Annotated in this window: 24 protein-coding genes and 2 pseudogenes; 3 read left to right on the forward strand and 23 right to left on the reverse strand. The window is 38.2% G+C overall.

The features are described 5' to 3' along the window. Positions 1-614: 614 nt before the first annotated feature. The 7 genes and pseudogenes from BTR25_RS07680 to BTR25_RS07710 all read right to left on the reverse strand — a co-directional run bounded on the left by BTR25_RS07680 (position 615) and on the right by BTR25_RS07710 (position 5,799). Positions 615-1,577 (reverse strand): NAD(P)-dependent alcohol dehydrogenase, encoded by a 963-nt coding sequence (locus tag BTR25_RS07680; protein ID WP_075687480.1) that lies wholly within the window; start codon positions 1,575-1,577, stop codon positions 615-617. Next, positions 1,574-2,293: a DUF4386 domain-containing protein gene (locus BTR25_RS07685; RefSeq protein ID WP_075687481.1), complete on the reverse strand. Its 720-nt coding sequence runs from the start codon at positions 2,291-2,293 to the stop codon at positions 1,574-1,576. Before BTR25_RS07685 ends, BTR25_RS07680 begins: the two co-directional genes overlap by 4 nt. 41 nt (positions 2,294-2,334) lie before the next feature. Continuing rightward, on the reverse strand, positions 2,335-2,559 hold the full coding sequence (locus BTR25_RS07690; protein ID WP_075687482.1) for a helix-turn-helix transcriptional regulator: 225 nt from the start codon (positions 2,557-2,559) through the stop codon (positions 2,335-2,337). A gap of 3 nt (positions 2,560-2,562) precedes the next feature. After that, on the reverse strand, positions 2,563-3,009 hold the full coding sequence (locus tag BTR25_RS07695; RefSeq protein WP_075687483.1) for a hypothetical protein: 447 nt from the start codon (positions 3,007-3,009) through the stop codon (positions 2,563-2,565). Between the two features lie 560 nt (positions 3,010-3,569). Then, positions 3,570-3,854, reverse strand: a pseudogene (locus tag BTR25_RS28395) (group II intron reverse transcriptase/maturase); the annotation flags it as partial. 307 nt (positions 3,855-4,161) lie between these two features. Beyond that, complete coding sequence (locus tag BTR25_RS07705; RefSeq protein WP_075687484.1) at positions 4,162-4,728, reverse strand: NADPH-dependent FMN reductase; 567 nt, start codon at positions 4,726-4,728, stop codon at positions 4,162-4,164. 12 nt (positions 4,729-4,740) lie between these two features. Beyond that, on the reverse strand, positions 4,741-5,799 hold the full coding sequence (locus BTR25_RS07710) for an LLM class flavin-dependent oxidoreductase (protein WP_075687485.1): 1,059 nt from the start codon (positions 5,797-5,799) through the stop codon (positions 4,741-4,743). Between the two features lie 134 nt (positions 5,800-5,933). Between BTR25_RS07710 and BTR25_RS07715 the strand changes: the two genes are divergently transcribed. Both BTR25_RS07715 and BTR25_RS07720 read left to right on the forward strand, forming a co-directional pair. Continuing rightward, complete coding sequence (locus BTR25_RS07715; protein WP_075687486.1) at positions 5,934-6,278, forward strand: winged helix-turn-helix transcriptional regulator; 345 nt, start codon at positions 5,934-5,936, stop codon at positions 6,276-6,278. A 118-nt stretch (positions 6,279-6,396) separates the two neighbouring features. Continuing rightward, a pseudogene (locus BTR25_RS07720) lies at positions 6,397-6,603 on the forward strand (transposase); the annotation flags it as partial. An 88-nt stretch (positions 6,604-6,691) separates the two neighbouring features. Here BTR25_RS07720 and BTR25_RS07725 read toward each other — a convergent pair. The 15 genes from BTR25_RS07725 to BTR25_RS27465 form a co-directional block, all read right to left on the reverse strand. After that, positions 6,692-7,453: an enoyl-CoA hydratase/isomerase family protein gene (locus BTR25_RS07725; protein ID WP_083652278.1), complete on the reverse strand. Its 762-nt coding sequence runs from the start codon at positions 7,451-7,453 to the stop codon at positions 6,692-6,694. 252 nt (positions 7,454-7,705) lie between these two features. Next, on the reverse strand, positions 7,706-8,191 hold the full coding sequence (locus BTR25_RS07730; protein WP_075687487.1) for a hypothetical protein: 486 nt from the start codon (positions 8,189-8,191) through the stop codon (positions 7,706-7,708). 371 nt (positions 8,192-8,562) lie between these two features. Beyond that, positions 8,563-9,207 (reverse strand): bifunctional 4-hydroxy-2-oxoglutarate aldolase/2-dehydro-3-deoxy-phosphogluconate aldolase, encoded by a 645-nt coding sequence (locus BTR25_RS07735; protein WP_075687488.1) that lies wholly within the window; start codon positions 9,205-9,207, stop codon positions 8,563-8,565. Positions 9,208-9,219: 12 nt separating this feature from the next. Further along, a complete protein-coding gene (locus tag BTR25_RS07740) occupies positions 9,220-10,173 on the reverse strand; it encodes a sugar kinase (protein ID WP_075687489.1) in 954 nt (317 codons plus the stop codon). A gap of 38 nt (positions 10,174-10,211) precedes the next feature. Next, a complete protein-coding gene (gucD, locus tag BTR25_RS07745; protein ID WP_075687490.1) occupies positions 10,212-11,678 on the reverse strand; it encodes an alpha-ketoglutaric semialdehyde dehydrogenase GucD in 1,467 nt (488 codons plus the stop codon). A 29-nt stretch (positions 11,679-11,707) separates the two neighbouring features. Further along, positions 11,708-12,658, reverse strand: a complete 951-nt coding sequence (locus tag BTR25_RS07750; RefSeq protein WP_075687491.1) for a U32 family peptidase — start codon at positions 12,656-12,658, stop codon at positions 11,708-11,710. Positions 12,659-12,756: 98 nt separating this feature from the next. Next, positions 12,757-13,875 carry a galactonate dehydratase gene (dgoD, locus tag BTR25_RS07755; protein WP_075687492.1) on the reverse strand — a complete coding sequence of 373 codons (1,119 nt, stop codon included), beginning with the start codon at positions 13,873-13,875 and terminating at the stop codon, positions 12,757-12,759. A 22-nt stretch (positions 13,876-13,897) separates the two neighbouring features. Then, a complete protein-coding gene (locus BTR25_RS07760) occupies positions 13,898-14,740 on the reverse strand; it encodes a carbohydrate ABC transporter permease (protein ID WP_075687493.1) in 843 nt (280 codons plus the stop codon). Continuing rightward, a complete protein-coding gene (locus tag BTR25_RS07765) occupies positions 14,727-15,608 on the reverse strand; it encodes a carbohydrate ABC transporter permease (RefSeq protein WP_075687494.1) in 882 nt (293 codons plus the stop codon). The genes BTR25_RS07760 and BTR25_RS07765 overlap by 14 nt, the downstream gene beginning before the upstream one ends. A 62-nt stretch (positions 15,609-15,670) precedes the next feature. Continuing rightward, positions 15,671-16,993, reverse strand: coding sequence for an ABC transporter substrate-binding protein (locus tag BTR25_RS07770; protein ID WP_075687495.1), 1,323 nt, complete (start codon positions 16,991-16,993; stop codon positions 15,671-15,673). Positions 16,994-17,038: 45 nt separating this feature from the next. Continuing rightward, positions 17,039-18,172 carry a galactonate dehydratase gene (gene dgoD, locus BTR25_RS07775; RefSeq protein WP_075687496.1) on the reverse strand — a complete coding sequence of 378 codons (1,134 nt, stop codon included), beginning with the start codon at positions 18,170-18,172 and terminating at the stop codon, positions 17,039-17,041. 23 nt (positions 18,173-18,195) lie between these two features. After that, positions 18,196-19,236 (reverse strand): LacI family DNA-binding transcriptional regulator, encoded by a 1,041-nt coding sequence (locus tag BTR25_RS07780; RefSeq protein ID WP_075687497.1) that lies wholly within the window; start codon positions 19,234-19,236, stop codon positions 18,196-18,198. Between the two features lie 419 nt (positions 19,237-19,655). After that, positions 19,656-19,796 (reverse strand): hypothetical protein, encoded by a 141-nt coding sequence (locus BTR25_RS27460; RefSeq protein WP_175596721.1) that lies wholly within the window; start codon positions 19,794-19,796, stop codon positions 19,656-19,658. An 18-nt stretch (positions 19,797-19,814) separates the two neighbouring features. After that, positions 19,815-20,117: a hypothetical protein gene (locus BTR25_RS07785; protein ID WP_075687498.1), complete on the reverse strand. Its 303-nt coding sequence runs from the start codon at positions 20,115-20,117 to the stop codon at positions 19,815-19,817. Continuing rightward, positions 20,117-20,290 carry a hypothetical protein gene (locus BTR25_RS27465; RefSeq protein WP_175596722.1) on the reverse strand — a complete coding sequence of 58 codons (174 nt, stop codon included), beginning with the start codon at positions 20,288-20,290 and terminating at the stop codon, positions 20,117-20,119. Before BTR25_RS27465 ends, BTR25_RS07785 begins: the two co-directional genes overlap by 1 nt. A gap of 562 nt (positions 20,291-20,852) precedes the next feature. On the opposite strand from BTR25_RS27465, the gene BTR25_RS07790 reads away from it, so the two are divergent. Then, positions 20,853-21,053 (forward strand): hypothetical protein, encoded by a 201-nt coding sequence (locus BTR25_RS07790; RefSeq protein ID WP_139311196.1) that lies wholly within the window; start codon positions 20,853-20,855, stop codon positions 21,051-21,053. A gap of 1,210 nt (positions 21,054-22,263) precedes the next feature. Here the strand turns inward: BTR25_RS07790 and BTR25_RS07795 are convergent. Then, complete coding sequence (locus BTR25_RS07795; protein ID WP_075687500.1) at positions 22,264-26,028, reverse strand: AAA domain-containing protein; 3,765 nt, start codon at positions 26,026-26,028, stop codon at positions 22,264-22,266. Between the last annotated feature and the right edge of the window lie 527 nt (positions 26,029-26,555).

Genomic DNA, 26,555 nt, shown 5'->3' on the forward strand with positions numbered 1-26,555 from the left:
CAGTACATCACCAGCTTTGATACCTCCTATTCTTAGAAAATGCTAACTTTCTATACAAAATTGATATAAACATTATACAACTTTGCGGGCATCATAGTATTTTAACTATAACGAAGGAAGCACAAGAACCGTCCCCGTGTCACGTAATCTCGATATCTCCGATTATAACAATTCACATCATTTTTATGATGTACAATAATTCTTGTACAATTAATAAATATTGCCAAATTACTTGTCAATTTCAATGTCGATTTAGGGGTAATTGTTAAGAGTTTTCTAATTGCTAAGCAATTCAGGTTGGTGAAAACAAATGGCATTTGCTATGAAGACCTTTTTCTCTGATTTTTCAAAGGGAATGGTCTTCATCGCTTTTATGAAGACCTTTCTCTCTGGTTTTTCAAAGTGAAATGGTCTTCATCACCTTTATGAAGACCTTCTTCTCCGGTTTTCCAATGGGATGTGGTGTTCATCCTAGTTTTAGCGATAAAATACCAATCGCTATGTCAAAACGTTTGTCATTTTAAAATCGGGGTCAGTCCCCCGGTGCATTAAAATGGTATATTAGCAATTTGAAAGAAGATCAAATCATTGGAACTAGCTTATTTGCTTCTATCTTACTCTAAAGTGATGACAACATTTCCTTTTTTGTGACCCTTTTCCACGTAACGGTGAGCTTCGGCAAGCTGTTCTAATGGATATCGTCGATCGATGACCGTTTTAATCTTTCCAGACTCATAAAGTTCTGAAAGGAAGATCATATTTGCTTGGTTCTGCATAAGTCCCGCAGTAACAAAAATGGCTCTCTTATTACCAAGCGCTGCAGTCAGTAACATGTCTAATAAAACGGAGAAAGAAAGTACCGTGGAAAGGTAGACGCCACTTTGGGTGAGCGACCCTTTACATTGTGAAAAGGTGCGTTTACCTACAGCATCGAAAATGACGTCATAGATCTGACCGTTTTGTGTAAAATCCTCCTGGGTATAGTCAATTACCTGATCGGCTCCGTGCGACTTTACCAGCTCCACATTGGCGGTGCTGCAGACTCCTGTGACTTCGGAGCCCAAGTATTTCGCAATCTGTACGGCATAAATCCCCACCGCTCCAGATGCACCATTAATCAGAATACGTTGTCCGCGCTGAAGCTTTGCTTTATCGCGAAGGAACGTCAATGCGGTAGGTGCACCATCACAGACGGCGACCGCTTCTTCATAGGACATGGCTGCAGGTTTGATTGCCAGGGGTGTATCTTCGTGCAGACATTTGTATTCTGCTTGGGCACCAAACGTCTTTGCACTTAACCCAAATACTTGATCGCCTACATTATACCTTGTTACTTTATTGCCCACGGCATCAATTTCGCCGGACAGCTCCGTACCAAATATAGCGTTTCTTGGCCTTTTCAGACCGTAAACAAGCTTAACGATTGGGGAGCCTTTTCGAAACGTACAGTCCGATGGTCCTACTGAAGCAGCATGTATTTTAATCCGGACTTCATGATCTTTGGGGATTGGCGTATCTACCTCTTGGAGTTGGAAAACATCCGGTGAACCATAACCTGTGCAAATCATGGCTCTCATATGGCCGCTTCCCCTTTCCTTTTGGTAGAGATAGTTGCAATCGCATTTTCATTAAACCCTTTAACAATAAGCCATACTGCTAAAATCATTTCATTGGCTGCTACTGGTACAGCCAAAATAGCACCCCAAAAAGAAATTTGAGGAAATACACCAAACATGACGAACAAAGAACAAACGAAAACAGAAGCAGCTCCTGTCATACCCAGGATTGAAATGAATCGGGGCACAAGCCTGGTTTTATAAAAGATATAACTATACATCACCGTATTAATACCGAGCATGAAAAGTGGACCTAGCATAAATGTCCAGTCGTGGATGGCCTTTAAGATAATACCTGAAGAGTGAAAGGATGAAGGATCTGGGGCTGCTGCTGCGACAAATTCCTGACTTAAGGTTAAAAGGGATAAGACACTAATGACACCAACTGTTATAATGATCGCTTCAAGAAACCTGAAGCAAACATGCCAAAGAGCGATTGTTTCATTATACTGCCTTAATAATGGAAACATGGTAGTTGCAGTTCCAACTGCTGAAACAACAAGCATTAATTCCATTAATGCTCCTGCAATCACTTGGTTGGCGTGTTTGGAGCCTGTAATAAGGTAATCGGGACCTTTTAAGATTGGATCGTATAAATTTAATCCTATCACAGCTGTAACAGCTGCGAGTAAAAACAGTACTCCTACAATTTTTGCTGATTTTTTTGAATTCATCATTAATCCCCTCACTTATATAAATTCAAAGACGGTAAAGCAGCTTAATCGTTCTTGTTATCCCCGTAAAAGAAGACCTCTTCCAACGGTAGGTTAAAGGCATGAGCGATGCGAAAAGCCAGTTCTAAAGATGGAGAGTAATTTCCTTTTTCAAGAGCCACAATCGTTTGTCTGGTTACTCCCACCTTGTCAGCCAACTGCTGCTGTGTCATTTCATCATGATTGAATCGTAATTTTCGGATGTGATTGCCGACAAGATTTTTAGCCATTTTTCACACTCCTCTCCGATAGTGATAAAGTCTTGTAACCGAGCCGATGACATCTGAAATGAAACCTGAAGAAATCAGAATAATGAACATCACATGTGACGGTTGATAGAAAACCAGCGATCCCATGGCCAAAATAAAACCAATGACAAAGACAAAAAATGAATTTCGGAACGCTTTCAGGTCAATTAACTTATCTAATTCATCCGCAAATCCTGGTTCTTTTTCTTTGGTCGTGATTCGAATGACAATGTTAAAAATAATGCTGATAATGATATGTGCGACGATGGAAAACAAAGTCAGGTACAAGACAAAGGTACCCCAGTAATGAAAAACCTCACTCGCCTCCGCCCCCTCACCCGGATACCGGGGGTACATGAACAAACAATACAAAACGAAAATGAGAATTGCACTCATAATCGAAACGATACTTTTCTTTTCTTGATACGTCATGATTCACCTCTTCATGTATGATTATTTTTACAATTGGTAAAAATTACTATACTTAATGTAAATCAAACTATACATCGAGTCAAGTACATTTTACAATAATAGGCAGAACATTTCCTTTTTTAATTGAAAGCGGGCCAGTTATACAAGAACTTCAAATAGGCTGCTCATAAGATCGGCGAATGACACCGCTTTAAGTCAGCCTCTTGTATATTCGATTTCCTTACATTATTATCAGATATAATATAATAAAGAAGTGAATATATTAGAAAAGACCGAACATGCAGTAACATGTCCGGTCCAGCGATAGACGCTTCCCTCAATAGGATCGGCTATAGTGTAGATAATTCACCCGAGCCGCTAAAACTCAAGGGTGGATTATTTTTGTTTAAATGACAGTATGGCTACGATTAAGCTAGTAAAAGCAATCGCAATCATGAACGTTTCAWAAACTGTCATTCAGCATCACCCTCTTTCGATCTGGGAGAGTGCCACCACCCTTGAGACAACCAAATTGGTCCCCCGGTGCATTAAAGCTTTAGTTCCCTGGGGGACTAGTATCCCGACCTATTTGGTCTAAAACCGTATGAATGGTGATAAAATTTAGCTTCACAAATTGGCTCTAATACTTGTTTGAACATCTATTGAATTAGTCTATCTCTCATAGTCGGAATACCTAATGGGCGTTTCTTGCCATTGGGTTTTGGTATCTCAACTCTTCGTACCGTTTGAGGTTTATAATTCTTTAGTGTTTTTCGAATATCCTTGATAAATTCATCAGCGTTTTCAATCTTATATTTATCAATCGTGATGCCATCAGTTCCTGCAATTTTTGAACCTGTGTTCGATATTTCGAAAGGCTAATTAAATATTTTCTTTGGATAAAATATGTTCAGACGGCTTTCATTCCGAGTTTCAATCAAACAGTTGTATTTGCTTATTAGTAATTCTCCTATTTCGTGCTTTGGCACTTATTAGGAAACGTTTCGCGCAGTACAATGCTTCACAATCTCTTGTTTTCGGTAGCAGAGAAAGGGTTGTTTGCTTCTTTTGTTCAACAAGAAAAAAGGTTGCCTAGCAACCTTTTTTTATCACAGTCACAATCAAGTTGAACATAAATTTTCGTCGGTACCTCTTTTGCTATCCAATTTTCATTTAAAAATCGTATTCTTCTTCTTTAGCTTTATGAATGCTGATATATGTTTCCGTCAATGCTATTGTATCTTCAACTAAACGATTGATACGAAATATCACATCGTCATTGATAATTTCTTTTCGATGAAAATCCTTTTCCTCGATAAATACATATGACTGAACAATTTGTGCTTTCATATAACCTATAATAGGTTTTAATTGTTGTTCAGGAACAAGATAATGCTTCGATGAACCTGCTGTCACAAGTATACTTACCACTTTATCGCGAAATGCATTAACTGGCAGCAAATCAAAAATATTTTTCAAAGTTGCTGGAATTGATGCTTGGAAAATGGGTGTTCCGATCACAATAGCATCCGCATCCATGATTTTCTTTGTAACAAACGCAGTATCACCCTCATAATCCAAATAATTACGCCCATCACTGAATTGAACATTGTAATTCGCTAAATCAATAAGACTCAATTCTGCTTCTGGATATTTTTCAGCAATTTCTTTAGATAAATAATCCATAGCTGTTTTGGTTTTAGATCCTACAATTGAACCTGCAATTCCAACAATTTTCAAACTTATCGCCTCCTAATATTTCTCCGTATATTTTTTAATAGCAGGTAAAATTTCTGTACCTATTAGTTCAATGTTTTTAGCTAATTTATCAAATGAAACTCCACCCAAATCGATTTGAGCAAGATAACGCTGATGACCGAAAAGTTCATGTTGATATAGGATTTTTTCGATAATTTGTTGCGGGCTTCCAACATTCAACACGCTACGAACATCAGTACCTTGTGCCATAAGTTGTTTCGGAAAACCTTGACCATTCGCCAAAATTGCCCCTTGATTAATATGAGGGTAATATTCCTTTAAGGCATCCTGAGTTGTTTTCGCGGCATAAAAGAAACCAGTTGTTGCAACGGGCAAAGTGTTAGGATCAAAACCATTACTTTTTGCAACTTCTCTATAAACATCAATTGTTCTTTTAAATGAACTAGAAGCTCCCCCTAGCATTGCTAATGTCATTGGAACTCCAACAGAACCAGCCTTTATCGCACTCGCAGGTGTACCTCCCACTGCACGCCAAATAGGTAGTGAACCATTTTTAGGTCTAGGTAAAATTTCACCATTTTTCAACGGTTCTCTGAACTGACCACTCCAATTAACAACTTCTTCTTCATTTAATTTTAATAGTAATTCAAATTTTTCCTCAAATAAAGCTTCGTAGTCACGTATATTGTAACCTAGTAGTTCAAAAAGACCGATACGCGAAGCCCTTCCTGCAATGATTTCAGTACGTCCATCCGAAATTAAGTCAATTGTTGCAAAATCTTCATACACACGAACGGGGTCTAATGTACTGATAATTGTAGAAGAACTACCGATTTTTATTTTTTCTGTTGCTTGGGCAATAGCCGATAAAACAACAGTATGTGCCTGAGTAGCAAAATACTCTTGATGACTTTCTCCTACACCAAAAAAGTCAATACCTGCTTGTTCAGCCAGCTTAGCCAATTCAATAATTTCGTGAATCCGTTGCTTAGCTGAAATTCGTTCTCCATTTTTAGGATCTGGCATGTGATCTCCTAAAGTATAAAGACCAAATTCTAGACCTTTACTTTGGTCGATTCGATATTTTTCCATATTATTAAACCTACCTTTATATAAAGTTGTTATTTTTTATCTGACACTGTTATTATGATTTATAAACATCTTTTTAAGAAGTACGCACTTTAAAGTGGTATAGTATATAAAAGGATACTAAAGGGGAATTAAGAATGGAAAAAGAGCCAGAATTATGTCGGGTGGATGATGCTTTAGGTATTTTAGTTGGGAAATGGAAACCAATTATTTTATTGCATTTATTGAAGATGGGTACTCAAAGATTCAGTGAATTAAAACGTAGTATGCCTGGAATTACGCAAAAGATGTTGACTACCCAATTACGTGAATTAGAAGATGAGGATATTATTTTGCGTGTTGTATACCCCCAAGTTCCTCCCAAAGTAGAATATTCAATTACAGACTACGGAAAGAGCTTGGAACCAATTTTAGAAGCAATGCATGAATGGGGAACAAAGCATACTTTACATAAAATGGAGAAATTGAAACAAAAGAAATAATAATAATAATAAGCTACCATTATGGTAGCTTCAGACTGTAGACAAATCCCCCTTTTTGGGGGACTTGTCTACTGTTTTTTTGTATAATTAACTAATAATTCTTAAGGTGATGAAGAAAATGCTAACGAAAAATACTCAGATAAATCGAGAACAATTAGAAATGGTAACTCTAGAACAGTTGGTGCCTGAGAACCACTTGGTCCGAAAAGTGGAAGCTGCTATAGATTTTTCATTTATATATCCTCTTGTTCAAGAGATGTACTCTGCTGAACGCGGACGTCCCAGTATAGATCCTGTTGTATTAATAAAAATGGCATTCATTCAATAAAGCGCATATCTTTACAAATCAGAAATGACATCCTCAATTTTTTGTTCAACCTGACGTGTTTGTCCGCCCTTCTTCAAAAAACGCCTCATTCTATCCTGTGAAGCCGAATGATTATCACCGATTGAAGAAAAAGTTGTCTTTCTTCAAGAAGTCCATCAAAAATATGTGTATTTGCCTTATCAACTGCTTCTTTAGCCAATTGTAAGGCTTCTTGAGGGAATGATGCTATTCTAATGGCAAGCTCTTCAAAAAAAAAATCCATTTCGGCCTCTGGTAGCGCACGATTCACCATTCCATATTTTTCAGCCGTTAGTGCATCGATATCTTGGTATCCTAGTATGACCTCTAGTGCACGAGATCGACCCATTAGTCTTGGGAGATATTGCGTCCCTCCCGCACCAGGAATAACTCCTAAGCCTACTTCCGGTTGTATAAAATAGGCTTTACCTATGGTTGCAAATCTCATATCGAGTGCTAGAATAAACTCATTTCCCCCGCCACCGACTCGTCCGTCTATTCGTACCATTGTTACTTTTGATAGTTTTCGATAATTTTCAAATAAAATATTGAAGGAAGTTAATTTTGCCCCATTCCTTGGGACAGTTGTATGCTGTTCGGATAACTTCAAGATATCTTCAACGTCATAATGAGGGATAAAGAAATCTGGGTCTGCACTGTTAAAGGCAATAACTTTTATACTATAATCATCTTTCACCTCTTTATAAAATCTACTTAGGTCATTAAACAAAACACTGTCAAATAAATTAATGGGCGGGTGATCATTGGTAACAAACGCTATTCCGCTGTTAATCTTTATTTTAAGAGTTTGGTATTCCTGATATCTCATATACTCACTACTTCCTTTGAATGAATGAAAAGTCCTCCTTTTCTAGGGAGGACTCTTAAAAGCGGGTTGTTAACTAAATATATTCTTTAAAAAGACTCATTGAATTTCGAGATAACCATTTTTCTTTTTGATAAAGATTATGACTATGGAAATATGTCTTAAAAAACTTTTCTATCTGGCATTAACTTTAGCAGTTAATACAAAAATAGAGTAGACCATGGAAGTCTACTCTACACGAAAAGGTATAAAAAACTACTCTAGTACACTATTACCTGCAAAGTGTTTAAGAAGTACAATCGGCTCTGTTTTTGAATGGTTCGTAATTTTGATTCCTGCTTCAGCTGCAGGGGCGGTCACGAAGAATTCATCGTTTGTTAATTCACCATAGCGGATCATGGAAGGTGTTTCAATATCCCATACTCCAAACTTACCGTGACCTTGTAGCATATAGAATCCATATGCTGCTTTGTCTGAAATATTGACCGTTTGTCCTGGGAATACAGTAAGCCTTTTAGCTGATACTACTTTGCTTTTGTAACAGATCCATTCTTCTACATAACCTTCTTCTTGCATTTCTTCAATCGGACGGACAGGTTTTGGGGGCATGAAATAATTCTTATAAAAATCTGGGTCCGTATTTTTCTCCCAATCTATGATACTCATTAAATAATCATAAATTGAATAAAGCATTATGGCAGGGAAAGGGAAATATATTGTCATACGGATTACAAAAGGCATATCAAGATACTCCCGATTCCATTCGAAAAATAAAAATTACTAAGATTAGCTGACTATGGATGTAAAAACATAGCATAGAAAAACTCTCATTTTTGAACAATGAGAGTTTTTCTGTGTTTTTTATTTAAACGGTTATCTTGAAATGGTTTTTAATGGGACCCTTACTATAAATGCAGGCTCTTTGATCTGGTTTCTCACTTGAAGTAGCTGGGCTGCAATGCGAAAATTTATCTCTTACCAAAGAAAAACAAGTTTGGTCTAGTAACACTCTAAGCCGCTCAGCCATTCCAAACAAACTGATCGCAACGCATTAACGCAACTATTGTGTTTTAAATCAGAACGATTGTGTCAACACAGATTAAAGTATGTGTTTAATCTACTTTTACAGCTTCAACATATGCTCTAGCTACTTCTGTTGTTTTGGAAAGTGACAGTTCATTTATCTCCATTTTTGGGTTCACAAGTGAATTTCCTAATCCTACCCCCACTGCTCCAGCTTTAAGGTAGTCTCTAATATTGCCTAAGTTTATTCCACCAGTTGGAAGTAATGGGATCTGGGAAAGAGGACCACGAATATCCGCTATGTATTTTTCACCTAATGTTGCAGGGAAAACCTTTACGATATCCCCGCCATATTCGTACGCAGTTAGAATTTCGGTGGGAGTAAAGGCACCTGGTATACTAACTACCCCGTATCTTTTAGCCATTTTAATAGTCTCTTTGTTCACAGTTGGAGACAATATAAATTTAGCGCCAGCTAATATCGCTGCTCTTGCCGACTCCGGGTCTAGAACGGTACCTGCTCCGACCAATACTTTACCTCCGAATTCATTGGAAACTTCTTCGATAATGGATAAGGCATTTGGTGTATTTAAGGTAATTTCTATAACATGGATGCCGCCGTTTTGAAGTGCGTTAACAATCTGGAGTGTGTCCTTCCGGTTTACACCGCGCATAATCGCAACTATTTTGTGCTCCAAAATGGTTGCTAAAGTATTCCTACTTAAATTACTCATTCATATCTACCCCTAGCGTAATACATCATCATTTTTCGATGATTGCATAAATGAATTTAAAAGATCTCGGTCAGGCAACCCTTCGATATCCCCTCTAGTGGTGGTTACCATGGCACCAATTGCACATCCTCTTTTCACACAATCTTTAAGACTCATATGCTCCAACATCCCTGAAAGAACGCCTGCAGCAAATCCATCACCAGCTCCAACAGGGTCTACTACTTTATTAACTTTAAAACCTTCAACATACCCTTTTTCCTGTTGATTGGAGTAATAAGCCCCTCTTTCACCTCGTTTTACGATAACGGTATCCACACCAAGCTGATGAAACTCTTCTGCTATCTTTTCACAATTGGAAGTTCCTAATAAAAACTCACCTTCACTGACACCTGGTAATACAACATCAGACATAGCTGAAATTTCCAGTAATGTCTTCCTCGCTTCTGCCTCTCCCCATAATTTCAAACGAAGATTGGGGTCAAAAATAACCCGTAATCCATTCTTTTTAGCCAATTGTATAGCATAAAAAACAGTATCACGACAGCTTGGGCTTAATGCCAGTGTAATGCCTGTTACATATAGGTATTTCGCAGAAAGTAGATAGTCATCTTTAATATCTTTAGGGTTCATAGTGCTGGCAGCTGAATATTTACGATAATAATAGATTCTAATAGTACTTTCATTTTGTATTTCTTTAAAAAGAATGCCTGTGGGAGCTTGATTATCTAAAATAACTTGCGAAGTATCTACCCCCTCTCCGCGAACGGTGGACAAAAGGGAGGAGCCGAACTCATCCTTCCCCACCCTGCTAATCCATCCAGTTTGGTGCCCAAGCTTTGCTAACCCTATTAATGTATTCGTTTCTGCACCTGCGATACGAGTAGAAAAGTTTTGAGCATATCTCATTTGACCATCTGTGTGTGGTGTAAATAAAATCATTGTTTCTCCAATACTTACAACGTCCATGTCCACACCTCTTTGTTCTTTTAAACCTGTAAATTCACTTATGCTTTAACAAATACTGTTTTTATGGAAGTGAAAAACTCAATTGCTGCCTGCCCTTGTTCCCGCGAGTGAGAGCTAGACTGTTTCATTCCCCCAAAAGGAGCTTGCAATTCTACCCCCGCGCTCTCTGCATTGATCCGAACAAGTCCAGCTTCCATGTCTTCAATAAAGGAAAGCATATTCCCTATATTCCTAGTAAAAATTGAAGCACTCAACCCGAATTTTACATCGTTTGCCACTTCCACTGCTGTTTCTAATGAATCCACTTTTATCAGTGCTAAAACCGGTCCAAAAATCTCTTCCTGGAAAATGGTCATACTTGGAGAAACATTCTCAAATACGGTTGGCTCGATGTAAAAACCATGATCAAGTCCATTATCTGTTAATCTTTTTCCACCATATAGAAGTGTGGCTCCCTCAGAAATTCCCTTTTCAATATAAGATAAAACGGAATTCAATTGGCTTTCACTTGCACATGGGCCCATCCATGTATCATTCTCTAATCCATTTCCGGCTTTAATTTCTTTCACTTTTTCTATTAATTTTTGCTTAAACTCATCATACACCTCACTTAAAACGATGACTCTACTTGTAGCCGTACATTTTTGACCGGTAGAACGAAGCCCCCCGCTAATCGTTGCTTCTACAGCTAAATCCAAATCGGCATCAGCAGCTACAATAACGGGATTTTTACCTCCCATTTCTAATTGATATTTAGCTCCTCGAGCAAATGCTCCTTCTCCGACTTTCTTTCCAACTTGGTCAGAGCCAGTAAACGTAATTCCATTAATATCTTTGTGATGTATCAGGCCTTGACCGATGACGCTTCCTGAACCCGTTACGAGATTTACAACTCCTTTTGGTAACCCAGCATCATGAAAGCATTCGATGACTTTTACGGCAGTAACCGAAGTTTCTTGAGCTGGTTTTAAGACTACCGTATTGCCATAAATAAGTGCAGGGGCCATTTTCCAAATAGGAATGGCAACTGGAAAATTCCATGGGGTAATAACGCCTACTACTCCTAATGGAGCTCTTGTAGTAAACATTAACGCTTCACTGTCGGTTGAAGGGATCAGATCCCCGATTTTGCGCATTCCCTCTCCTGCGTAATAGCGTAAAATGGCCACCCCGCGGGCAGTTTCCCCCTTTGCCTCAGGTAAGGTTTTCCCCATTTCTCTTGTCATCGTTTGAGAAATATCTTCAATTCTCTTTTCCATGATGTCTGCCACTTTGTAAAGAAATTCTCCCCTAGCTGCTCCAGACAATTTCCGCCATGCTTTTTTCGCATTCTTGGCTGCTTTAACAGCTCCATCCAGGTCTTTTTGGGATGATACTTGAATATATCCTACGATTTCATGTTTATTTGCCGGGTTGATACTACCATAGGTTTTGTCTGAACAGGAATTTGTCCATGTACCATCAATATAATTTAAATACGTCTTAACTGCTGATGTTGTTGTCATATTTGTGACCACCTTCTTTTAAAAAATTTTCATAGTACAACTTCTTTTCCTTTAACAACTGGAATACCAAGACCTTTACCACCTAATTCTGAAGTAACCGCTTCAGGATAATATCGTTCCATCATTTGCATGCCGATTTTTGCACGACGTACTCTTTCCTTGCATAAAGAAATATTCGTATTGTCTAAATGGCTGCCCGAAGGATAAACATCCGGATGGTTGCGTAATCCAAATTTGATATACACTGGAGCAAGGATTCTAATAAGCTCTGGTATCTCATAATACCGGATGAATCCACCGAGATTATCTGGAACCTCAACATATAAATCAATCGGAATATCGACCGCCTGGCGGATCGCAGCTAGTTTGGGCAATGTTAATGCAGTTGGTACATTATAGGTGTCAGCACCCAAATCTTGCATTATTTTTACCGATACCGGATTTGCTGCCATCATTTGAACAGAGACTTTTATGACAAAATCTTCGGGAAGAATCCCTTGTTTCTTCATTTCTTTAGTTAGCAGCAGCAAGCCCTCATCTGCTACTAAAGCCCCTCGTAGCCCTAAGCTTGCTCCACGTTTTAGATCCTCCATTGCATACACTAATTGATCGGCTCCTTCATGGCGAAGAGCAATCGCTTTTCCAGCAGAGGTATGTGGCTGTGCACTAATATCCCATGTTTCACGTGGTCCCACAAATAGACTTAATTCCATTTTTTTCTCTGCACACATTTCACACATTTCTTTAATTTCTTCATCGGTCAAAAGCATGATGCCGCTCCCTTGTGATACACGATGGACCGTAAGGTTCAATCGCTCTATTTCCTCTAACGTTGCTCTTAATGCTTTTGGACCTTCCACACTAGGAAGCTCAATCCGGTATTGAGCTCCATCTGGAAAACGTTTTGTCGATGAAGGAAGATTATACAAATCTCCTGCAGGATAACCTAAGGAACTAAGAAGTTCTCTTGAATCTCTCATTCTTTCATCTCCTATCTATAAGTACTTCATATTTGATTAATGCCAGTATAAAAATGAAACCTCTGGCCAACGACCAAAGGACTAGTATTCAATCATCATTACCATTCTGCCAATGAATTGTCGTCGGAATGATACCAATGTGGAAGACGCCAATCCCCCTCGTATAAGAGATGAGCAAACTTTTCCTCGTCCAATTCAACGCCTAAACCAGGTAATGTTGGAAGATCAAGATAGCCATTTTTTAATTCGAATGGTTGTTTAATTAAACCTTCTCCAAGTGTTATTTGTTCTTGGGCCACAAAATTCTGAACCGTTGCATCGAGATGAATGCTTGCTGCCAAATTCACTGGTCCAAGCGGATTATGCGGAGCAAATCCTGCATAATACACTTCACCCATGGCCGCAATCTTCTTTGCTTCAGTTATTCCTCCGCAATGAGCCAAATCAGGCTGGAGAATGGCTGCAGCTTGTTTTTCCAACACTTCACGGAACCCCCATCTTGTGTATAGTCGTTCCCCCGTTGCAACCGGGATCGTGGTAGAACGTGCGATTGTTACCATAGTATCTACATTTTCAGGTAAACAAGGTTCTTCAATAAACATTGGTTTAAAAGGCTCAAATTCTTTTGCTAATTGAATGGCTAATGCAGGACTGATTCTCCCATGAAAATCGATACCGAAATCTCTTTCAGGACCAATAATATCTCTTAGAATCGCCATTCTCTCTATTTGTCTATCAATATACGCTTTTGTTTCGACTACATGGGCCATTTCATGGACAGCTGTTTTAATCATGGTATAGCCCTCTTTTACAGCAACTCTTGCATTTTCTTTAAATTCTTCGATATTATCTCCATGCACATGCTTATAAACCCTTATTTTATCCCTTACTGCTCCGCCTAACAGTTTATAGACCGGTACATTAAGACTTTTTCCAAGGATATCCCATAACGCTTGGTCAATCGCACTAATGGCACTGCTTAGTATCGCTCCTGCCCGATAAAAAGTTCCTCGGTACATAAGATTCCACAGGTGTTCAATCCGACGGGGATCTTCACCAATTAATAAATATTCAAAATCTTTAATTGCCATTTCTACTACACGGGCTCGACCTTCCAGACAAGCTTCACCTAACCCAACGATTCCCTCATCTGTATGGACTTTTAAAAAAGAATAACGAGGTTTTACATGCACAACTTCCAATTTGGTAATTTTCATTTTTTTAGTTTCCTTTCTTCTTCTAAGATTTAACAGAACCAGCAGTGAGACCGCTGATCAGATACTTTTGAAAGAACATAAAGAAAAGTAAAAGCGGGATGGTGGCTACAAGCGAGGCTGCCATCATATCGTTCCACATGATTTTGTATTGCCCAATCAATTGACCAATTCCTACAGGCACCGTCTTCATCGTTTCAGATTGAGTTAGAACAAGGGCAAACATATATTCATTCCAGCCAACAATAAAGGAATAAATAGCTGTTGCAGCCACTCCTGGTACACTTAAAGGAAAAATAATCTGCCAAAAAATCCGGAATCTGCTGCAGCCATCAATCGCAGCTGCTTCATCCAATTCTTTAGGTATGCCTTGGAAATATCCCATCATCATCCATGAACAGAATGGAATGGTAAATGAAATATAGGTTAGAATGAGGCCCAAATAGGTATTAACGAGGCCAAGCGATTGAATAATTTTATAAAAAGGAATTAACAGCATAATGGAAGGAAACATCTGTGTTACTAATAAAAAGGTAAGAAATGCACCTTTGCCCCTAAAATTAAACCGAGAGGCACCATATCCTGCCAAACACGAAAATATCAGTGAAATAAATGTAGCGGTAGTAACAACAATAAAACTATTAAAGAAGTACTGTGCAAATGGATAATCGGTCCATATTCTAGAAAATGCTTCAAACGTAAGTTGATCTGGAATCCACTTAGGCGGTACGGTGAAGATCTCCTGATCATTTTTGACAGCGGTAGATAGCATCCATAGAACGGGTATAATGACCATCAACGAGACAATACCTAAAATACTGTAAGCTGCGGTATATTGGAGAGTTTTTCTTCTTTTAGTTGTCATCATTCGCTAAAAACCTCCTGTAAAGATAGCTGATTAATAAACAAATGAAAAAGACGATGACGGCCGTGGCTGCAGCTTTTCCAAATCTAAAATCCTGGAACGCGGTATTATAAATATCAATACTAATGACACTTGTAGCATTTACTGGTCCACCTGCCGTTAATAACCAAACAATCGTAAAATGCTTAAACCACCAGACAGTTTCAAGGATGATGGTAACAACCAAAACAGGCATAAGACCTGGCAGAGTAATATGTAAAAACGATTTCCATTTATTCGCTCCATCAATCTCCGCAGCCTCATATAAATCTTTTGAAATGGATTGTAACCCGGCAAGTACAAGAATCATAACGAGAGGATAACCTTTCCAAATACTTGCCATAACAACTCCGAACAGAGCGAACTCTGGTTTATCCAACCAAGCAATAGGTTCGCTAATTAAATTCATTCCACCCAAAATATGATTAATTAACCCATATAAAGGATTAAAGAGCCATTTCCAAAGCAGTGCCACCACAACATCTGGGAAAAGCCAAGGCAGGATTAGAATAGCTCGAAATATCAATCGCCCTGGAAGTTTCATATTTAAGATGATTGCCAGGAATGTTCCAACAAATAAATTGCCAATTACAACTAGTCCAGTATACTTAAACGTTAAACCAATTTTTTGGAGAAACTCAGGATCCTTAATCGCTTGAAGATAATAATCAAATCCAACAAACTCCCATTTATTAAGGAGATTGGTATTAAATAAACTAATATATCCACCAAATAATAAAGGATACGCGATTAAAAGCATCATGATAATAAGGGACGGCAGGATGAACCAATAACCCGCCCATTTATTTTGCTGTGCATATGTATTTCTCACGGTTTCCTCCTTACTAGTTTAATAAGGAAAGGTAAGAACACCTTTCCCTATTAAACAATGTTTTAATTATTTTTTATTTCGGTTCTTACAGACTCTGCCGCTTTTTTAGCTGCCTCTTCAGGGGTTGAGGTTTTAGAGATAATGGCTTGATAAGCTTCTGCTGAAATAAGTTGAACACTCGGATAATAAGGAACAGTTGGTAATTCAAATGCAAAGTCTAATGCTTCAATAAATCCTTCCAGCTCAGGAGTTTTCACTTGCGGATCATCGCCAGCTTCAATTCGAGCAGGAAGTCGTCCTGTTATCTCATTCCATTTCAACTGGTTTTGTTTATTTAACATGAATTTTAGATATTTTGCGGCTTCTTCCTTATGTTCACTTGTTGCAGATATAGAGAATCCTAGCATTCCAAGAACGGATACTGTTTTTTCTCCTTCTGGAGCTGGAAGTGGAACACCGGCAATCTTACCTTTCAAATCAGGATTTTGTTTTAAGATTGCACCAATAGAATGTGGACCAGTGATCATCATGCCTGCTTTTTCAGAGGCCATTAAACTGACAGCTTCTGGATAGCCAGTTTGCAACGGTCCAGGAGGTACTACGTCATGCTTGGTAACCAGTTCTCCAAAAAATTTGAACGCTTCAATCGCTTCAGGTGAATCAAATTGAGTTTCCCATTCCCCTGACTCTTCAACCAATTCGGCTGCGCCAAATGTACGCATCATCGGGATAAAGCGAGAACCACCTGAACCATTCTTGGTTCCAACCATTGCAAATCCCCAACGATCCTTTTTCCCATCATTGTCTGTGTCCTTTGTCAATTTCTGAGCTGCCTCTAAGAATTCATCCCAAGTCGTTGGTGGCTGTAAACCTTCTTCTTCAAACCAATCTTTTCGATACAATAATCCAGTTGGAATTGTAAAAAATGGAGCAAACTGCAAGTCACCATCTAGTGTTGCTTGTTCTAAAGTTGCGGGGTAAAAACCTTTGACATAGTCTTCGCCTAATAGAGGAGTTAAGTTTTCAACGATTCCCATTTCCTGTGCTTTTCCATAAAATTCTGGTGAATTAATAAAGATATCTGGAACTTCACCACCAGTAGCCATTGTGGTTAACTTAGTGTAAACCTCATTCATGGGAACTCCAATAAATTCAATTTTGACATTTGGATTTTCTTTCATATAATCTTCTGCATATTGTTTCTCGACTTCACCTTCAGGATTTTCTACCACCGTAGGAGAGAGGATTTTCAGTGTAATTTGTTCAGGTGAACCATCTGACTTACTTCCATTGGAACTGCCACTCTCTTGTGAACACCCAGCTAACAGTAAAGACAACGTAAGAATGGATAATAAAAACATTTTCAAGGTTTTACTCTTTTTCATAGGAACCTCCCGAATATTTTGTTTTTTTATTCTAAAAGCAGATCTTTACCAATCTGCTACAGAACCGTCTTCATGATAAAGCCTTGGTGTTTCCCATTTACCTTCAAATATTCTTTCTTTTAATGCCTCTTCATCCAGTTCAATTCCCAATCCTGGCCCTTCCGGAATAGAAATAAAACCGCTTTCAATTTTAAACGGATGTTTTAGAAATCCATTTCCTAAGTCTGATAGGTCATCTAACGTAGGATGTTCCTGTATTAAAAAATTTGGAGTACATGCATCCAACTGTAGACAGGCTGCTAATGAAATCGGCCCCAAAGGATTATGAGGTGCGATAGCTCCATAATACGTTTCAGCCATGGCCGCAATCTTCTTGGCTTCAAAAATGCCGCCTGCATGACATAAATCCGGTTGGACAATCGATACGGCTTGTTTTTCTATCACTTCTCTAAATCCCCATTTTGTAAATAACCTTTCACCGGTTGCGATCGGAATCGTGGTTGAGTTTGCGATTTTCACCATTGCATCAACATTTTCTGGCAAACAGGGTTCTTCGATAAACATAGGGTAAAAAGGTTCGAATGCTGCAGCCAATCGGATCGCCATCGCTGGACTAACTCTGCCGTGAAAATCAATGGCAATATCCATTTCATCTCCGACCGCTGCCCTAATAGCAGAAAGTCTCTCAACCTGCTTGTCTACGTAATTTTTATTGTCGACAATCTGAACCGGGGCATCCAAGGCAATCTTTATGGCCGTAAATCCCTGCGATTTTCTTTTTAATGCCAGGTCAACAGCCTCTTGAATCGAATCTCCATGGCAATGGGCATACATTCTAATTTTGTCTCTGCAAGCTCCCCCAAGCATTTCATAGATTGGCAGATTATAATACTTGCCTTTAATATCCCACAATGCCTGTTCTATCCCGCTGATTGCACTAACGAGGATGGGACCGCCTCTGTAAAAGCCGCCTCTGTACATGGCTTGCCAATGATGTTCAATTTTAAGGGGATCTTGACCGATTAAATACGTTTCCAATTCTCTTATGGCCGTTTCTACCGTGTGAGCATGTCCTTCCACAATCGGTTCACCATAGCCAACAATCCCCTCATCGGTATGTACTTTTAAAAACATCCACCTTGGTTGTACATGTAAAGTTTCTAATCTTGTAATCTTCAATAGTACGATCCCCCTTCTCATGTTTAAATACTTGAATTTATTTCTTCAAAAGCATTAGCTTTTAACATACCCGAAGAATTACGAATAATAAGTTCTGGTATGATTTTAAGAGTCTCGGGTTTCTTCTTTGTTTTTCTCTTAATCTTTTTGATTAAGATATTTGTTGCTTTTGAACCCATATCAAACCCATTGATAGCAACCGTTGTAAGGGGTGGATCTAGTAGAGGGGTCCAATCAAAATCATCATAACCGATGACGGAAATATCATTTGGTACGTGCAGCCCAGCCATTCTAACACCTTTTAATACTTCTAGTGTTAAATTAGCATTAGTAGATAAAAAGGCAGTCGGCCTATTTTCCATCTTTAATAGCTCTAACGTGGTTTCAACACCGTTATCCTTTTCGGGCTTACATATTTTAATTAATGATTCATCTATTGGAAGATTGTTTTGTCTTAATCCCTTCCGATAAGCATCGAGTCTCTCTTGCCGAACCATAATATTTTCAATTGGATATAGCATAATCGCTATCCGTTTATGTCCTAATTCAATTAAATATTCCAAAGCTTCAATTGTTCCATGCGTATTATCTACAACCACTAAATCTTCGTCTATCTGTTCTGATCTACTATTAACAAAAACAAATGGAATCTTTTCAGACTTTAATTGATTAAAAATCATTGAATTTGGATTAATTGTATTAATTATTAACCCATCGACTTGTCTACTGACGAGTAGGTCTATATTATTTTCTTCACTTGATGGGTTCATGGAAGAGTCACTTACCATTAAACTATAACCATTTTTCATTGCTTCATCCTGTATTCCTTTGATTACTTCTGCCCAAAAGGGAGCTAAATCGGCTAAAACAAGACCAATCACCATCGTCTCTTTCTTTTTTAAACTTTGTGCAACAGAATTGGGTTTGTAATTTAATTCTTGTATCGCCTGTTGTATCTTAATTTTCATCTCTTCTGACATGTGGTTATAATTATTATTTAAAACTCTTGATACTGAACTCTTTGATACTCCAGCTTTCTTTGCTACATCATCAATGGTAGCCACAACAATTCCCCCAGATATCCGAAACCGGTTTCTGAAACCGATTTCTGAAACCGGTTTCTGATTTAAATAATAACAACTTCAAATTTAAACGTCAATACAGTTTTTTTAAATATTTTTACTATTCTTTTTTTTACTATTCCTATATAGTGAAAGTGCTTGGGGACGGTTCTCCTGCTTCCTTGAAATACTTAGGAAGCAGGAGAACCGTCCCCATGCAAAACCCATGCAAAATCTCCACTTGTTTATATGGTGAAATAACCCCTCTAGTTGAGAAAAAAATTATTTCTGTTCAAGTTTATTGACTTTTCTCTTTACATCATTCAACTCTTTTTTAATATATAGGTGAAATTTTCGGTCATTAGAGTGGTTCTATGCTTAATTAAATCTTTTATTTCATTTTGACCTGCGGACAATAAATCCTAACCTTTTTCAAGATGGTCTGTACGATTCAAAAATTGCTTCTGCCCATTTTCCATTTTATCTGAACGAGTTATTAATTCTTTCTGGCCTTTATTTAAATTTCCTAATTCTAAAAGTACACTATTTAGTTTTTCTTCCAAAATAAACCCCCGTTTTTATTAATATAAAACGGATTGCATTATTTGTATTACTTTAGTAATCATTATACTGATCTTCACCCCATCGTCTGACCGAGTATGGCCCTTGCTTATACCATTTTTTACATTGATTTTAATTAGAAGCTCGTGTCGCTCATTCTCATTTAACCAGTCGATTTCCATCTTCATTCTTTCCGAAACAGACAGTCTTCCCGACATATAAGCGGTCGTTCGTAATATTAATTCTTTTAATTCCTTTTGCCCCAATGAAAATTTATTTTCTAATTCCTCCATCCGAAACTTTAATTGCTGCTGTCCGAACATTAGCTCTTGATGAACTTATTTATATTTCTTGTACTAGTTGCACCTGAATTTTTTTGACCTTTTTCTAGATTTTCTATACGACCTACTAAATCCTTCTGGGCTGCCATTAAATCTTGATGATTTAAATTTAAATGTTGTAGTTCTGAAAGAATCTTATTTAGTGTTTCTTCCATGACAATACCTCCATTTTTTTGGCTTGACTACAATCTTTCTAACAACAGGAACAGGTAACAGACCATTTGCAATCTTCTTTGCAATAACCCCTTAGATCTTTTAATTAAATTTAGGAGTTCAGAGTAGAAGGAAACATGTGAGATATAAGTATGGTAGGATTTGAAGAAATTAAAGATAGGTTTAGAACTATAAAACATGAAGAAAAGTGACAGCATTAACACTTCAATTAAAGCCCTATAAAGAACTAATCCTACATATTTGTACCCCTTTTAAACGAATATCCAAATGGAGGAAACAATGGGTTTTTGTGGTAGTATAGAGATAAACATTTTTTTCATGGGGAGGAAATTGGATGAAAAGATGGGTACTGGGGTTGGTACTTGGATTACTATTATTGTTGTTAATGATTACTAAACGCTATATGTTGAGTGGGGAGAATTTTTTATAATCATTGGTGCCCTATCTTTTATATCTGTAATCTACCTCAAAAATAAAACGGAAACAGGTAAACTTTTCGTAACATCGGCCGTAATTGGCTTCGTATTTTTTCAGGTGTTTGGAGTGGCGGACTTGATCATTGACCATTACTTGTACTTCCTGCCAACCGGACTAGAGGATGGCGCTCCATTATCATTAGGATTTAAAATGGAAGAATACAGTGATGATATGTTTTTAGAAAGTGTCATAAGCATGATTGTTGTAACTACTGTCACCTTTATTCTAACTAAAATCTTTTCCTTTGCTTCTGCGAAAACCTTATAATGCAATAAGAGCCGACAGGCATCCCCTCCCTAATCATTGGGCTCCCCTTCAGCTTCATTAAGGATGGCCTATTGTGTGGGAAGAATGAAACTTTGTGCTGATTTTTTACTGTAGCTACCATCTCAGGATCAATTCGCATTGTAATCATTTACCACTTGGCATTTTGGCAAATGCCAATCATGTCCTAATGGAATTCTTTTTTTTATCCACTTTGATCCACCTCGCATATGAAATTATACTAGATTAATTCGACAGTTTTCTTGATTTTACTTTTATTAAGTCAACTTTTAATTGTCTTTTTACCACGATTATCGGTTATAATATATTTAATAATTGCATACTTTAAAAAGACCGAACATGCAGTCACATGTTCGGTCCAGCAATAGACGGTCCCTCAATGGGGGTCAGCTATATAGTGAAGATAATCCACCAGAGCCGTGAACTCAAGGGTGGATTATTTTTTTTGGTTAAATGACAGTACGGCTACGATTAAACTAGCAAAAGCAATCGCAATCATAAATCAAATACCGTCATACAGCATCACCCCCTTTCTGTTGGGAGTGAGCCGACCACCCTTGAGATACCTATTCTATTGCTCTTTTAGTATATCATAAGAAGCTTACAACAAGAACATACATTCTATTTGGATAGGATTTAACCTGACAAATTTTCCTAATATCAAAACTTAAAACTAAGTACCAAACTTTATACTCAATTTTTGTTATTTTAACTGTCATTTCATCAGACTATCCCAAATACATGGTCTGGTTTTAAATTTACATGAGGCCCGAAACTTAGGGAGGAACATGAATACGGTCGTCATGAAGCATTCATGAGGTCCGAAACTTAAGGAGGTACAAGAATACGGTCGTCATGAAGCGTTCATGAGCCTGAAACTTAAGGAGGTACAAGAATACGGTCGTCATGAAGCGTTCATGAGGCCCGAAACTTAAGGAGATACAAGAATACGGTCGTCATGAAGCGCTCATAGTCTTTTTAGTGTATGAATTCCTTACATTCCTCTCAAAAATGATAGAGAAAGCGGCATTCAAATCTTTCCTTCGTCCAGTTTTTTATGATCTCTTCTTCTCGCTCAGCAACATCAAAGTTTGGAACAACCATATTCAACTTTTCGTACCACCCTTCTCCCAAAACAAAAAAGAACCAGCACACTAAATTTACTAGATCGTGCTGGTCCTTATTTCATTGGTTATTTCACTATCTTCTCTCTTACCCCTTCACTTCTCAACAATTCCTTCACCTTCTGGTCAATCCGCTCGATTTCAGTAGATGCGTTCTTCCACCAGTTACGGCTCCAGATTCGTTCAATGGTCCAGCCTCTACTTTCTAAGAATTTCTGGCGATAAACGTCCCTTTCCTTCGTATTCTTAGAACTATGATACATCGCACCATCGCACTCTATCCCCAAAATGTAGCGAGATGAATCATCAGGGTGAACAATGGCCATGTCAATTCGATAACTCGACATCCCTACCTGAGTCGTTACCTCATACCCCAGATTTCTCATCTGCTGATACACTTGCTCTTCAAAAGGAGAATCAAAGTGTAACTCTTTCTGTTGGACATGGGTATTTACATTTTCATTCACTTCGTGCACCACGGCTTTGATTTCATCAACCTGAGAGTTGGAAACAGCCTTTACATATTTCAGATATGCTTTGAATAGTTTCGGTCCCATATTAGCCGTGTTGGTTACATTAAGTTCGTCAGGTTCAATGCTGGATACAACAATAATGGCATCTTTTGCCCTTGAAACCGCAACATTTAACCTGTTTTCTCCACCTTTTTTATTAAGGTCACCAAAACGGTTCACCACTTTGCCTTCTTCATTCTTCGCATAGGTGATCGAGAAAAGGATTATATCCCGCTCATCCCCCTGCACGTTCTCAATGTTTTTCACAAAAACCTGTTCATCTAGGTCCCTGGTTAACATTTGATGATAGACCGCACTAAACTTCTCATCTTCACCTAGCAGCCTGTCAATCTGATCTTGGATTTTCGTTTGCTGTTTGGCATTAAAGGTGATAATCCCCACTGTTTTTCCAGGTTGATGGATTAAGATCTCCCTGAGAATATTCACTACCTCTATCGCTTCCACTTCATTGCATTGATTGATCCACCTTCCATCCACCTTCTGCCAATGGATGGCCGGCGGCTGTTTAAAGGGAACCACATTTGGAGCGATTTGAACATGACCGTTATAGAAAGCGTGATTGGAATAATTGATTAACTCTTCATACTTCGAACGGTAATGCCACTGTAGAATTTTTTCAGAAAATCTCCTCTTGGCTAGGTTCAATAGGCTGACTGATTCATCGGTATCATATGTTTCATCCTCGTCTTCGTCATTTACAACAGAGGATTGGAACAAGTTATATGGTGGCAGCTGCTTCTCGTCACCCGCAATAATGACCTGTTTTCCACGGTAAACCGCTGGAATTCCACTCTCTACTGTACACTGGGAGGCTTCGTCAAAGATGACTATATCAAATAACCCTTCTTGTAATGGAAAAATGGATGACACGATTTCTGGTGAAGCAAGCCATACAGGCAAAATGTCCACGAGACCATTCGCGGCAAATTGATTCACCAACCGTCGAAGCGGCCAAACCTGTCTTTTCTTTCCGACCTGATGCTTTAACTCTCTAATAGGCTTTGGATGGAGGTTCTGAACAGTATCCACTTTCTTCGTTAAGGTATGAATTAAATACTGCGTGCCAACCTTTCTTTTTTCCTCAATTAAACCAGCAAACGACTCTCGGATTCTTGCAAATTCATTGGTGGAGATCTTCTGAACTTGCGGATGCTGCTTTTCCGTTTGATCAATCCAATGCACATAAGCAGAATTCTGGAATAATTCAACCCAATATGCCGATAATGTTAATTCATTCGCTGCGGTTTTCTTACTAAGAAGCTGAATGACCTTCTTCTCAACCTCATTGCATTGATTCCAATACACATCCATTTGCTGCAGTTCCTCAAAGTCACGATGAATGTATTCCAATATTTTATCTAATTCCGGTAATGGAATATCGCCTTCTGAGATTCTCGTTTTTAGCGTGTTGATTTTGGAATCCTCAAGGAACTTCTTCAACTTTTCTACTTCTTCCGCCATGGCTTTGGTCACTTTTCCTAATTGATGCATGATAACGAGTGACTTCTTCACCTTTAACCACTCAGTGGAGTTTGTCCCTTTGAATTTTTCCCCTTCGAGTAACTCTTCGATGATGTTTTTACCTGATACAGAGGTCCACCACCAAAGTCGTAACCCTTGTAACGTCTTTTTCGATCCATCTTCAAGGTCTGGATAAATCTTACCTAATTTATTTTCAATCAGCCAAGTGTAACCAGGGGTAATTTTCTCATGATCAAGTGATTCAATGTATTCAACTGATTGCTTGGCTTTGTCGATGACATCATTCAAGATTTCAATCGCTTCAAGTTTTTCTTTCATATTAAAATTAGCGAAGGACTTTCGCTCTTTTAACGGGAAATTTTCATCCCCAAATCGTTCATACCATTCGGCATAGGTATAAACTTTTTCAGAAATATCGACCAACACATCTTTATTTAATGCCGGTAGCACTGCATGGAGATCGATCATTTGGGTGGTTTCCGTTACTGGCTTTGCTAATCCATATAAATCATATAACCGTAGCCCAAAGTCTTGGTAGCTGTATAGAGCACTAGCGATGCTGTTCAAGAGCTCTTCCTGTGACGACAACTTCTTTGAAGTGGAATTCAGCTGATTATTTGCATACTCAAATGAAACTTTATTTTGTTCGATAACCGCTGCTACTTTTGCATATAGCTTCTTCCGATCATTCTTTTCATCATGCACAAGAGCCACATGGTTGCTTAATCCCAATCCATCTAGCCTTTGAAAAACAACGTCTAAGGCCGCACGTTTTTGACAAACAACCAATACTTTCTTTTCCTGCTGCAATGCATCCGTAATCAGATTCACAATAACCTGTGATTTGCCAGTTCCAGGCGGCCCATGAACCACAATCCCTTTTTTATATCGTGCTTCTTTAATAATCTCTTCTTGAGATCCATCTGCCTGTAATAAGTTTAAAATCTCTGATTCCTTTTCCTGAACAGCTGCATTTTCGGATACCACTTGTTCACTATCAGCCTCTACCACTTGATCTAGAGGCTCAATCAGTTCGCCGGCTAAGGATAAATCACTTTCTTCAGATAACAAAATAAGGTCCTCATAATCCTTGACTAAGGAAGACCCGCCTTGTGGGAAATTTCCAATTACTGCATTCTCCAACAAGGTTAATCCTGCAGCTTCAGGCTCTTCTTCCTTTCTATATTCTTTCAGTTTCGTTAAACCTTGAGCAGAGAACGAAATCTTCATTTCAAAGCTCTTTAAAAAACTGACCCAATCGTCGTAGTTATAATTGACAGCCATTTCGGCAGCTTTTTCATAGAACTCTTCTGTAAAGTTAAGATTATTTAACTTTCTAAACGCTAAAAATAACGTCCGATTAATCTGGGGTTCATCATCCTCGATCTTCAGAACCCACTTTTGAGAATGGACATTGTTCTTTTCTAACCTAACAGGATATAAGAATAATGGTGCTTGAAAAAATGTCCCATCCGCAAAGGTGCCAGATAAAAAGGGAAACCCGAGATAGAAATCATGAATACCCGTTTCATCTTCTATTGCCTTGATATTCCGATACAAATCCGTCAGCTTTTTAGAAATGGCCATAGAAGTTTCATGATCAAGCGTTGGCTTTAATAACATCAGTTCATTTTTGGGACGCCTTATAATTTGCTCGACAATGGACTCACTGACTTTTTCCTTTGATAGCTTTGATAAATTGTCCAGCTCGGTTAAATCGAAGCTCCACTTATTATATAGCTTGACTAGTCTTATGGAACGATTACGCCGACTGATATCATTAAGTTTGTCCCTCATATGTATAAGCTTGTCTTTCATTCACAGGACCTCTTTTCAAATTCCGATTCCATTCATTATATATTCATATATTCCCTATTATTACTTTGGGTATAATGTGACTTTTGGTTTCCCTATAAATAAACTGGTCGTTTCAAAATTGCTACTCCAACTTAATTCTACTAGATTTGACAAAATCAGCCAACTGGAATTAGTAATAAACCAATAGGAGCACTAACATATATAGAAAGAAATCCTTTACGGTTTTTATTAACCAATAAAAAAAGACCAGGCATGCTGATCCATAATAAAGTTGAACCTATGGGTATACCCTTTATAGACAAAACGGCAGAGTCCAATCTACCGTTTTGTTTTCATTTTATAAATGAAATCAGTTTATTGTAAATGTCTGACCAAGATACATCTAAATTGATTGTCTTAACTTCTATCTTAACTCTGTGATCCCATTGATCCTAGCCGTGGCTCAGCATATTTCACCAAGTCCCCGGTATTTCTCCAATGTACAAAACTCTCAGAAGATGGATTCTCCTTTTGAATCTTTTTGACAA

The sequence above is a fragment of the Bacillus sp. MRMR6 genome (assembly GCF_001940785.1).
Taxonomy (GTDB): domain Bacteria; phylum Bacillota; class Bacilli; order Bacillales; family Cytobacillaceae; genus Neobacillus.

Coding starts and splice junctions, on each gene's coding strand:
- BTR25_RS07680 (WP_075687480.1), bottom strand. CDS start 1,577: ATGAGAGCCATGATTTGCACAGGTTATGGTTCACCGGATGTTTTCCAA.
- BTR25_RS07685 (WP_075687481.1), bottom strand. CDS start 2,293: ATGATGAATTCAAAAAAATCAGCAAAAATTGTAGGAGTACTGTTTTTA.
- BTR25_RS07690 (WP_075687482.1), bottom strand. CDS start 2,559: ATGGCTAAAAATCTTGTCGGCAATCACATCCGAAAATTACGATTCAAT.
- BTR25_RS07695 (WP_075687483.1), bottom strand. CDS start 3,009: ATGACGTATCAAGAAAAGAAAAGTATCGTTTCGATTATGAGTGCAATT.
- BTR25_RS07710 (WP_075687485.1), bottom strand. CDS start 5,799: ATGGAAAAATATCGAATCGACCAAAGTAAAGGTCTAGAATTTGGTCTT.
- BTR25_RS07715 (WP_075687486.1), top strand. CDS start 5,934: ATGGAAAAAGAGCCAGAATTATGTCGGGTGGATGATGCTTTAGGTATT.
- BTR25_RS07725 (WP_083652278.1), bottom strand. CDS start 7,453: ATGAGATATCAGGAATACCAAACTCTTAAAATAAAGATTAACAGCGGA.
- BTR25_RS07730 (WP_075687487.1), bottom strand. CDS start 8,191: ATGCCTTTTGTAATCCGTATGACAATATATTTCCCTTTCCCTGCCATA.
- BTR25_RS07735 (WP_075687488.1), bottom strand. CDS start 9,207: ATGAGTAATTTAAGTAGGAATACTTTAGCAACCATTTTGGAGCACAAA.
- BTR25_RS07740 (WP_075687489.1), bottom strand. CDS start 10,173: ATGGACGTTGTAAGTATTGGAGAAACAATGATTTTATTTACACCACAC.
- gucD (WP_075687490.1), bottom strand. CDS start 11,678: ATGACAACAACATCAGCAGTTAAGACGTATTTAAATTATATTGATGGT.
- BTR25_RS07750 (WP_075687491.1), bottom strand. CDS start 12,658: ATGAGAGATTCAAGAGAACTTCTTAGTTCCTTAGGTTATCCTGCAGGA.
- dgoD (WP_075687492.1), bottom strand. CDS start 13,875: ATGAAAATTACCAAATTGGAAGTTGTGCATGTAAAACCTCGTTATTCT.
- BTR25_RS07760 (WP_075687493.1), bottom strand. CDS start 14,740: ATGATGACAACTAAAAGAAGAAAAACTCTCCAATATACCGCAGCTTAC.
- BTR25_RS07770 (WP_075687495.1), bottom strand. CDS start 16,993: ATGAAAAAGAGTAAAACCTTGAAAATGTTTTTATTATCCATTCTTACG.
- BTR25_RS07785 (WP_075687498.1), bottom strand. CDS start 20,117: ATGTTCGGACAGCAGCAATTAAAGTTTCGGATGGAGGAATTAGAAAAT.
- BTR25_RS27465 (WP_175596722.1), bottom strand. CDS start 20,290: ATGGAAGAAACACTAAATAAGATTCTTTCAGAACTACAACATTTAAAT.
- BTR25_RS07795 (WP_075687500.1), bottom strand. CDS start 26,028: ATGAAAGACAAGCTTATACATATGAGGGACAAACTTAATGATATCAGT.